At 60.4% G+C, this 9243-nt stretch carries 7 protein-coding genes; 4 read left to right on the top strand and 3 right to left on the bottom strand.

Annotated elements, in window-relative coordinates; translation table 11 throughout:
• The 3 genes from VGY55_15160 to VGY55_15150 form a co-directional block, all read right to left on the bottom strand.
• Positions 1–2006 (bottom strand): phosphoketolase family protein (locus VGY55_15160; protein ID HEV2971312.1); only part of this gene is annotated, 2006 nt, incomplete at its 3' end.
• Positions 2007–2205: 199 nt separating this feature from the next.
• Positions 2206–3900, bottom strand: coding sequence for a SulP family inorganic anion transporter (locus VGY55_15155; GenBank protein ID HEV2971311.1), 1695 nt, complete (start codon positions 3898–3900; stop codon positions 2206–2208).
• Positions 3901–3953: 53 nt separating this feature from the next.
• Positions 3954–4781 (bottom strand): hypothetical protein, encoded by an 828-nt coding sequence (locus VGY55_15150; GenBank protein HEV2971310.1) that lies wholly within the window; start codon positions 4779–4781, stop codon positions 3954–3956.
• 307 nt (positions 4782–5088) lie between these two features.
• Here VGY55_15150 and VGY55_15145 point away from each other — a divergent pair, with 307 nt between their 5' ends.
• The 4 genes from VGY55_15145 to VGY55_15130 all read left to right on the top strand — a co-directional run bounded on the left by VGY55_15145 (position 5089) and on the right by VGY55_15130 (position 8850).
• Positions 5089–5985, top strand: coding sequence for an SgcJ/EcaC family oxidoreductase (locus VGY55_15145; GenBank protein HEV2971309.1), 897 nt, complete (start codon positions 5089–5091; stop codon positions 5983–5985).
• A 476-nt stretch (positions 5986–6461) separates the two neighbouring features.
• The gene (locus VGY55_15140) at positions 6462–7469 is read left to right on the top strand and encodes a hypothetical protein (GenBank protein HEV2971308.1); all 1008 of its coding nucleotides are present in this window, start codon (positions 6462–6464) and stop codon (positions 7467–7469) included.
• Positions 7470–7582: 113 nt separating this feature from the next.
• Positions 7583–8413, top strand: coding sequence for a polyphosphate kinase 2 (ppk2, locus tag VGY55_15135; GenBank protein HEV2971307.1), 831 nt, complete (start codon positions 7583–7585; stop codon positions 8411–8413).
• Between the two features lie 260 nt (positions 8414–8673).
• Positions 8674–8850, top strand: coding sequence for a hypothetical protein (locus VGY55_15130; GenBank protein HEV2971306.1), 177 nt, complete (start codon positions 8674–8676; stop codon positions 8848–8850).
• The last annotated feature ends 393 nt before the right edge of the window (positions 8851–9243 follow it).

The raw sequence follows: 9243 nt of genomic DNA, 5'->3' as shown, positions 1-9243 counted from the left end.
TTGTCCTTGGTGAACAGGGCGTCGAAATCGCGGTCCGAAAGTCCATGTGGATGCTCGCTCGGCGGCTGGAGCTTCATCAGATCGACGATATTCACGACCCGCACCTTCAGTTCCGGCAGGTGTTTGCGGATAATCTGCACTGCGGCCAGGGTCTCGAGCGTTGGCACGTCGCCGCAGCAGGCCATCACGACGTCCGGCTCGCAGCCCTTGTCGTTGCTGGCCCAGTCCCAAATGCCGATTCCGGCGGTGCAGTGCTTGATTGCCTGATCCATGGTCAGCCACTGCGGGGCCGGCTGCTTGCCGGCGACGACCACGTTCACATAGTTGCGGCTTCGCAGGCAGTGGTCTGTCACCGAGAGCAGCGTGTTGGCGTCCGGCGGCAGATAGACGCGGACAACCTCCGCCTTCTTATTGACAACATGGTCGATAAAGCCGGGATCCTGATGGCTGAAGCCGTTGTGGTCCTGCCGCCAGACGTGCGAGCTGAGCAGGTAGTTCAGCGAAGCAATCGGCCGCCGCCAGCGGATGTCGTTGCAGACCTTCAGCCACTTGGCGTGCTGATTGAACATCGAGTCGATGATGTGGATGAACGCCTCGTAGCAGGAAAAGAACCCATGCCGGCCGGTGAGCAGATAGCCCTCGAGCCAGCCCTGGCATTGATGCTCGCTGAGCACCTCCATCACGCGGCCGTCCGGGCTGAGATGGTCGTCCTCGGGATAGATCTCGGCCATGTAGCAGCGGTCGGTCACTTCCAGCACGTCCTGCCAGCGGTTCGAGTTGTTCTCGTCGGGGCTAAAGAGGCGGAAGTTCCTGCTATCGAGATTCCGCTTCATGATGTCGCGGAGGAACCGGCCCATCTCGCGCGTCGATTCGGCGCTCGTGGCGCCGGGGCTGGGGACATCGACCGCATAATCGCGGAAATCGGGCATCTTCAAATCGCGAAGCAGCAGGCCGCCGTTGGCATGCTGATTGTCGCTCATCCGGCGATGGCCGCGCGGGGACAGCTCGGCAAACTCGGGCTTGAAGCGGCCGTCTGCATCGAACAGCTCCTGAGGCCGATAGCTTTTCATCCAGCCTTCAAGGATTCGGATATGCTCGGGCTTATCCATGTCGCCCATCGGCACCTGATGACTCCGCCAGTAGTCCTCGCACTTCTTGCCGTCGATCTCGGCCGGACAGGTCCAGCCTTTTGGCGTGCGGAACACAATCATCGGCCAGGCTGGCCGCTTTAAGTTGCCCCGCTCGCGGGCGTCGCTCCAGATGCTCTTGATCTCATCGACGACCGTGTCCATGACGCCGGCCAGTTGCTGATGAACGGCCAGCGGCTCAAGCCCCTCGACGAAATAGGGTTTGTAGCCCATGCCCTCGAAGAACTCTTGCAGCTCATCCTTGGGAATCCGCGCAAGGAAGCAGGGATTGGCGATCTTGTAACCGTTAAGATGCAGAATCGGCAGCACGCAGCCGTCGCGGGCCGGGTTGAGGAATTTATTGCCGTGCCAACCGGTAGCCAATGGTCCGGTCTCGGCCTCGCCATCGCCGACGATGCAGGCCACGATCAAATCGGGATTGTCGAATGCCGCTCCATAGGCATGGCTGAGCGCGTAGCCTAGCTCGCCCCCTTCGTGAATGCTGCCGGGTGTTTCAGGAGCTACGTGGCTGGGAATTCCGCCGGGGAAGCTGAATTGCTTGAACAAATGCTTCATCCCGTCGGCGTCTTGGCTGATGCTCGGGTAAAACTTGCTGTACGTTCCTTCGAGCCAGGCGTGAGCCACAAGCGACGGGCCGCCATGCCCCGGGCCGATAATGTAGATCATGTCCAAGTCTTCGCGCTTGATCACGCGATTCAAATGGACGTAGAGCATGTTCAAACCGGGCGAAGTGCCCCAATGCCCCAACAGCCGCGGCTTGATGTGCTCGCGCTTCAGCGGCTTGCGCAAAAGCGGATTATCGAGTAGATAGATTTGCCCGACCGACAAATAGTTGGATGCCCGCCAGTAGGCATCCATTCTGCGCAGCTCGTCGGCGGAAAGCGGTCCGGCAGCAAGGCTCGCGGTCGGTTCGCGCGGCTTCGCCCTCTTGACGGTTGCGGTCGCGGCCATGTGACGTTCCTTTCGTTGAATAGGAGATTGGTGCAACGAGCATTTCGAGCAAGGAACAGCCAGCGTCGTCGATTGAGAGAAGAGACTGCAATGCTGGCGCGCCTAATTATCGAACTATGCCTTGAGCTTCGTCAACCGCCTGATCGACAGAAAGACGCCTGCCGACGTGGCCGACTTGCTGCTCGAGCCCCACGGCCCGAAGCAGGTCGCGATTTCTGGCATGCGCCTCGACAACCCGCAAGCTGGCATTGCGTTTTTCGAGGTCGCGGCACAATTCGGAGAGCATCCGCGCCCCGGCCACGTCGACCAGCGGCGAATCGGAGAGATCACAGATGACGAGCCGAAGATCGGGGGAGGCTTGAAGTCGCTGGTCGACGACACGGCGAATGTGATCGACGTTGAAGTAGAGCAGCGCGGCCTCGACTCGAAAAATCACGATGCCCGGCAGCGTTTCGTTATCCGGGTGCCGTTCGAGATCGGAATACCGCCGGGTGCCGGCGATGCGGCCGAGAAAGGCCACGTGCGGCCGCGCCGTTCCGGCGATCAGCATCAAAAGCGACGCGACCGCCGCCACCAACACGCCCTTGAGAATTCCGAGCAACAATACGCCCAGAAGTGCGACCATCGAGATTCTGAACTCCGACCGGCTAATCTGCCATAGCTTCTTGAGCGCCTTGACATCGATCAGCCCGCGAACGGCCACCAGCACAATCGAGGCCAGCACAACGGTCGGCAAATTCCGCAGCATGTCGGTGAGCAGCAGCAGGCAGGCCGCCAGCGTTGCGGACGCGAAAACTAGGCTCAAGGAGGTCCGCGCGCCGGCCTTGTCGTTCACGGCCGATTGCGATAGCCCGCCCGCTACCGGAAAACCTTGGCCGAATGCCACCGCCGCGTTCGCTGCCGCCAGGGCGAGGAGTTCCTGCCTGGGGTTGATTTCGCAATCGTGTTGTGCGGCCAGCGTTCGGGCCGCCGAGATGCTTTCGATGTACGACAGCAGAAAGCAAGCGCCGGCCAGCGGAAGGATTCCGTCGACGTCGCTCCATCGCAAGGAAGGGGCCGACAGCGCCGGCAATCCCGCGGGCAGCGCACCAACGATCGCCACGCCCTTATCCGCCAACGAAGAGAATGACATCAAAAAGATCGCCAGCACAACGACGAACAATGCGACAGGGCGGTTCGGCAGAAACCTCTCACCCAGCAGCAGCAGGGCGAGCGCGGCCAATCCGATGGTGAGTACGGCCAGGTTGGTGTCGCCGAGTTGTCCGGCGAGCGTCCAGGCGCGCTCAAAGAAATGGTCGCCGCCTCCTTGTACTCCGAACAACTTAGGAAGCTGCGTCATCGCGATAGATAGAGCCGCTCCGGCCTTAAAACCAACGAGAATCGTTTCGCTGATGAAGCTGACCAGCCCGCTAAGCCTCAGAAGCCAGGCCAATAGGGCGAATCCGGCCACGGTCAGCGCGGCAAGCTCGGCAATGGCCGCCCAGCGCGCGGCGTCGCCCCCCGCCATGCCGGCGACCGTTGCCCCCACGAGCATTGCAATCGCCGACGTCGGCCCGATCGCCAGTTGCCGTGACGTGCCGAAAGCGGTGTAAAACAGGCCACCGATCAGATAACAGTAGATTCCGAAATGAGGCGGCACTCCGGCCAACGAAGCGTAGGCCATCGACACGGGCACCGCATAAGCCGCTAGCGTCACTCCCGCTATGAGATCGAATCGCAACCAACCGGCTTGATAGCCGGGCAGCCATTCGAGAGGCGGGAAAAGCGAGCGCCAACTGAAGGCAGATTCTCGCCGGCTCACAAGTCGCCCCGCATGGTTTGTTCGTTATTCGAGGTCCAATCTATCAGCGATTCTCATGGCTTTGTCTCCTCGGCTCCAACGCTGGGCATGTTTTTTGTCTGCGCACTATCGATGGAATTGCGCAGGTCGACCATCGCCTGCTGACTCACTTGCAGCATACCTTCCCGCGGGCGATCTAGATCGGCGACGAGCAGCAATACGGCGGAAAACGTCAGTGCCAGAGCCAAGACGGCCGGCGAACGTCGCGATCCGGTTAGTCCCTCGTGATATCCGAGGGCTGCCATCGCGAACACTGCGACGAAATACAGCCCCAGCCAAACGGCTGCGGGAATGCGACTCCGCACGGCGATCAAGACCCGCTCCGAATGCACGTCGATCACCTCGTTTAGCGACTGGATGAAAAGTCCCGTGACGATCGAGCGCGGGTCCTTGTTGGCAGCTTCAGTCGCTTGCGACCAAATTGCGTTGTGCAGCTCGTCCGACTTGGCCATGGCCTCATCGAGATTGCCCGATTCAGCGGCCCGCAGGCGCACTTCAACATAATCGCGCAGGAGCTTGCGGGCGGCAGCGGCGTGGGGCGCGGGCAGCAAGCCGGCGCGAAGATAACACGTGCCAATAGCGTTGGATTCCTTGAGTACGACCTGCCGGCGAGCATCGAACCGCGAGGCCGCCAGGCCGAACGTGAACGCAAGCACAAACGCCAGCAGACCGAGCGTCGCCCCGGCAATCGCCCCGACCGGAACTTCCTTCTCCGCGTCCGAACCCTGCCGGCGGAAACGGCCAAGCCGAAAGCCGGCCTCGACCGAGAGGGCGACAACCGTCACCGTCGCCACGAACAGGCACCAGAGCGGAAAACCGTCGAGCAGATGTGCTTCGTTCATGGCACCTTCGTCCAGCGGTTCCGAGTCGCACGCATGTGGCTGAACAGCAGCCTAGTCCGATCGATTATCCGGCAGTGACACCGGCAATGCAACTTGCCGGCAGGAGCCGACGGTGTCGATTGCTTTTGAAGTCGCTCGGAAGAAACGATCGCGTCGCAGGAAAGTCAATACAGCTTTCAGGGCAGGCGCCGTCCGTTAGCCGAACGCCGCTAAAAAATTCGCCGACGGATGTTTCTCAGCGCACACTCCGCTATGATGAGGGCGCTGTTTACTGTTGGATTCAAACTCACCTGACAGGAGAGCTTCCATGAAACGGCTTCTCTTCGGGCTGCTCGTCTTCTTGACTGTGGCCCAGTCGCGGGCGCTCGCCGCCGGGTCGGATCAATCGGCCTCCGAGGCGGCCATCGGCAAGATGGTGGCCGGATATGTCGAGGCATTCAACAAGCATGACGCCCAGGCGCTGGCCAACTATTGGTCGCCTGACGCCATCTATATCGACCGTGTCACGGGCGAGGAAGTTTCGGGCCGCGATGAGATCGCCCAGCGATTCACCGCCCTGTTCAAGGACCAGCCCGACTCGAAGATGACGGTCAACACCGAATCGATTCGATTCGTTTCACCAAATGTTGCGGTCGAACAAGGGACGTCGGTGGAAACGATCGGCAAAAACGAGCCGGAGGAAGTCCCCTACACCGCCGTCTACGTGAGGCGAGACGAGCAATGGCTGCTCGACCGTGTCACGGACCAGGCGAAGGAGGAAGTCCCTTCGCATTATGAGCAACTGAAAGTGCTCGAGTGGATGGTGGGAAGCTGGGTCGATAAGGACGATGACGACAACGCGACCATCGAAACTGTGTGCAACTGGACGAAGAACCGGAATTTCTTGACTCGTTCCTACACGGTCATCGTGGGAGATGAAATCGAATTGTCGGGAATGCAGATAATTGGCTGGGATCCGGAGGCAAAGATCTTCCGCTCATGGACGTTTGATTCCGATGGCGGTTTTGCCGAAGCGACTTGGGAGAACAAGAAAGATCGCTGGTATGTTCGCAATCATGGCATTCTGGCCGACGGTCGAAAGGCCACCATGACGAATATCATCAAGAAGATCGACGACAATTCTTTCTCATGGCAGACGATCGAACGAACGGCCGGCGGCGAGATACTTCCCAACATCGATGAAGTGGTGATCGTGCGCGAGTGAAGCAGTATGAGGAGTATAAGTGTGACGTCCATCATGTCGCACGTCTCAACTCTCACCGCCGGATTCGGATCGCCGCACAAATCCCAACCCCGAGACGCCTTATGAAACGCATAGCCACCATCCTGATGGTCGTCGCGACGTTTGCTTTTCTTTTGCAAGATGATTCGTTTTCCCGCGGTGGTCGCGGTGGCGGAGGCGGAGGCGGAGCCCGTGGCGGCGGTGGGGGTGCGCGTGGCGGCGGGGGTGGAGGCGCGCGTCCCGGCGGTGGAGCCTCGCGACCTTCACCCGCCGGCGGTCGATCGCCATCAATCTCGGGCGGAGGAGCGCGGCCAGCGCAACGACCGAGTACCGGGGCCAGCCGGCCCGGGGCGGGTGCATCTGCTGGCGCGCGTCCGGCAACTCGGCCGTCTCCAGGTACAGGCGCTCGGCCCGGCGCCGGAAACATCGCCGGAGGAGGCCGACCTAGCGCCGGACAGTTGAACAACTTCTTGGACGTCGGCCGCCCATCGACCGGTGGGCCTCGACCCGGCGCCGGTGGCGCGGCGGCTGATTTCCTCCAAAATGGCGGCAATCGACCGTCGCAATTGCCGGCGGGGGGTGGCAACTTGGCCGGCAATCGGCCATCGCAACTTCCCTCGGGACCAGGCGCTGGCAACCGGCCGTCGCAGCTTCCCTCCGGTCCTGGAAGCGGCATCGCTAACCGACCGGGCGTCGGTGCCGGAATCGGCGCCGGCATCGGAGCGGGCATTGGCTCGAATCTCGGCGATCGACGCGGAAACTACGTCGATAATCGGCCCAGCCGCGTCGAGAATCGCCAGCAATTGCAAGACAATCGCCAACAGCGCCGCGATGAGATCCGCGATCAGGTCCGAGACAACTATCCTCGTTTGGATTTCTGGCACGACCATCCGGGGTGGGCGTCGTGGCGGCTCAACGCGCCCTATCGTTGGGCCACTTGGGCGGCGCTCACCGGTTGGTTCGGCTGGGGAACCGGCTACGCCGAGACAACGTACGCTTACGGCGACAATATCTATTACACTGACGATCAAGTGTATTATGGCGATCAGCCGGTAGCGACGGCTGAAGAGTATGCCGATCAAGCCGCCGCGATTGCCGCCGCCGCACCCGATAACTTGAATCCGCAAAACTCCGAGTGGATGCCGCTCGGCGTGTTTGCGGTCACCCAAGACCGCGAAGCGACTGGCGCCACGCCGACACTCTACGTGCAACTGGCCGTCAGCAAAGACGGAATCATCTCCGGCACGTTTAAAAACATGGCCAGCGGCGACATGCAAACGCTCGAAGGCATGGTGGATAAGAAAACCCAGCGAGTCGCCTGGTCTGTGCAAGGACAATCATGGCCCATCGTCGAGACAGGCCTGTCGAGCTTGACCCAAGATTCGACGCCCGTGCTAGTCCATTTCGCCAGTGGCCAGACGCAGCAATGGCTGCTTGTGCGGTTGCCGGAACCTAAGCAGAGTTGACAGCCGGTAAAAAATGGGATTGGCTCCGAGCGACCGGTTGCTCTCCAGCCGATTGACGGCTGCCGCGAGCCGCCCGTCCCGTCTTTTCGACGGACGAATGAGGTGTTATTCATATGAGCCACAGGAATCGCGAGATCGACGACGACGATCAGTCCTCTTCTCAAAAGAAGCTCAAGGGCAAAGACTACGAGCGAGAACTCTTCGAACTGCACGTCGAACTTGTGACGCTGCAGGAGTGGGTCAAGCACAAGGGGCTGAAGATCTGCATCGTGTTTGAAGGACGCGACGGCGCCGGCAAGGGGGGCACGATCAAGGCGATCACGGAGCGTGTGAGTCCTCGCGTGTTTCGCGTCGTGGCATTGCCGGCCCCGACCGAGCGTGAAAAGTCGCAGATGTATATCCAGCGCTATCTACCGCATCTGCCCGCGGCCGGCGAAGTCGTCATCTTCGACCGCAGTTGGTACAACCGCGCTGGCGTCGAACGCGTTATGGGCTTTTGCCCCGACGAACAGGTTAAGCGGTTTCTGCAAATCGCCCCATACGCTGAACGTATGATCGTCGAGTCCGGAGTCATCCTGCTGAAATACTGGCTGGAAGTCAGTCAGGAAGAGCAGACTCGCCGGCTCGAATCGCGCATCGCCGATGGGCGAAAGATCTGGAAGCTCTCGCCGATGGATCTTGAATCCTACGGCCGTTGGTACGATTACTCGCGAGCGAGGGACGATATGCTCGCGGCGACCGATACTCCCTGGGCGCCGTGGTATTTGGTCAAGTCGGACGACAAGAAGCGAGCGCGGCTCAACATCATCAGCCACCTGTTGAGCAAGATCCCTTACGAAGAGGCGCCGCGCGAGAAAGTGAAACTTCCCAAGCGATCCGACAAAGCGGCTTACGACGATCAGTCGCCGATCATGGGCCGAAACTTCGTACCGGAGAAATACTGAAAATCAACGCGTGCCGCCTAGCGGCAATGCGGTTCGTGGCGACATCGCTAGGCGCCAGTTTCCTTACATAAATCAACCGAAGAGGAATCAGAACAATGTCCGAGTTACCAGCGGGCCGAACCCGCGGAACCAACTGCCGTCAGATGCGTGGCTGGGTTTGACGCATCACGATCGCCGGCGAATTGACGCTCGTCGCCGTCCTACCCGCCAGCGCCCAGTTCCGAGATTTGGTTACGAAGCTGCCGTAATCCGTCAATTCGGTGGCCTTGCTCAATATTTCGAAGGTCGTCAACAGCCCGATGGGCGTTCGCGAGGGCTGGAAGAAGAAGATCGACAAATCGTTCAAGGCCGGCCTGATCCGAGTACCGCCGCAGGCGACGAATTACGTGATCGCCTCGCATTTGGATTTCGAGTTTATGAACTTCGATCGATGGTGACCGCGGAGTTCTAATCTCGCCGTCTGGCAAGCGGTGCCAGTCGGGCTTTCACTCGGCAACAGATTGTCGAAGGCATTGGGGGCCAGCTTACGAACGTCCCATCTCCGGCGAGAACGATCTCGTGGTCTTCGATTTTGCCGACGGTCCATCCTACGAGATGACCATTTTTTTTGGGACGCCCGTGGGGGCAGACTTCGGCGAAACTTGCACGCGTCGGTCGGATCGACGAATGGCACTTAAATCGCGATAAGCCCTTTGGCCATCTCGCCTTTGATCTGCGCGCGGGGTTTTCGCAGGTACGCGAAGTTCCTGTTGTGTCGTTTCCTAGCCCGGGGCTCGTAGCGATCTGGTCGATCGGCGACGCGGTGGGCGGCGATGGCGTCGAGTAAGTTG

The sequence above is a fragment of the Pirellulales bacterium genome, assembly GCA_035939775.1.
Taxonomy (GTDB): Bacteria; Planctomycetota; Planctomycetia; order Pirellulales; family DATAWG01; genus DASZFO01.
Note: the sequence above shows the minus strand (reverse complement) of the source record. Positions and strands in the feature narration are given on the sequence as shown.

Coding starts and splice junctions, on each gene's coding strand:
- VGY55_15150 (HEV2971310.1), bottom strand. CDS start 4,781: ATGAACGAAGCACATCTGCTCGACGGTTTTCCGCTCTGGTGCCTGTTC.
- VGY55_15145 (HEV2971309.1), top strand. CDS start 5,089: ATGAAACGGCTTCTCTTCGGGCTGCTCGTCTTCTTGACTGTGGCCCAG.
- ppk2 (HEV2971307.1), top strand. CDS start 7,583: ATGAGCCACAGGAATCGCGAGATCGACGACGACGATCAGTCCTCTTCT.